The organism is Protofrankia sp. CiP1_Cm_nod3 (assembly GCF_982290655.1).
Window position 1 is genome coordinate 2,175 of the sequence record NZ_CEVIVD010000113.1, and the last position, 973, is coordinate 3,147.

A 973-nucleotide genomic window follows, 5' to 3' on the forward strand; every position below is an offset into this window, starting at 1 on the left:
CCGGCCGGTGAGGAGCTGACGGGGAACCGGTGACCGGGCCCTCCGGCCGGCTCCTCACCGAGGCCGGACGGCCCGGTCACCGCGGTCCACCGCGGTGTGCCACGGGCCGTGGTGACCTGCCCCCTGGTTCAGTGGCCACGGTGTGGGAAACGAGTCCCTGGGTTTACCGTGAAAGCCATGGCTCGGGACGGTCGGGACCCGTTCGAGGGGTTGCGCCTCGATGACACTTTCGTGCGCTCCGCGCGCTTCATCGAGCCGTCAGCCGATGAACGGGTGGCAGCCTCCGGCGAGGCCGCGCGCGGCCGCTGCCGGGTGGAGCCCGTCCGGTCGAAGGGGCAGCGGGTGTTCTACCGCTGGATGTGGGCGCCGGGCTCCCCGCGCCGCCGTCGCACCACCCGGCTGGTGGCGTTCCTGACCCTGCTCGCCGGGATGGCGGGCCTTGGTCTCTTCCTGCTCCGTAACAACCCGCGCACGGCGGTGGTGTCCGCCCCGGCGCCCTCGGCCGGCACCCCGGTCCGGATGCACGAGCCCGCTCCCGGCGGCCCGCCGGCGGCCGCCGGCCCGCCGGCGACGAGCCCGGCCGTGCTCTCCGCCCGGGCGCAGCGGTTCGTGCTCGAGCCCACCCTGCTCAGCGGGCTACGGCCGGGGGACTGCCTGCTGTGGGCGCCGGATTCGGCACGCGAGGCCACCCCCGCCAAGGTGGGCTGCGACCAGCCGCACCTCGACCAGGTGACGGGGGTGGTCGACCTGGCCGCGCCCTTCCCCGGCTGGCCGGGCCGCCCGGCGCTGGACGCCGCCACCGCGAGGGACTGTGTGGCGGCCGCGCGCGCCCTCTTCGGCGACGCCGGTGGCGTCCCCGGCCTGAGGATCGCCTCGATCTACCCGGAGGAGAGCGCCTGGCAGGCCGGCACCCACGCGCTGGTGTGTACCGTGCGCGCCGACGATCTACGGCCGCGGGTCGGCCCGGCGCCGG

Annotated in this window: 1 protein-coding gene; it reads left to right on the forward strand. The window is 76.5% G+C overall.

The features are described 5' to 3' along the window. Positions 1 to 177: 177 nt before the first annotated feature. The coding region (locus tag AC5LUJ_RS18310) for a septum formation family protein (protein ID WP_493465362.1) at positions 178 to 973 on the forward strand (796 nt) is incomplete at its 3' end.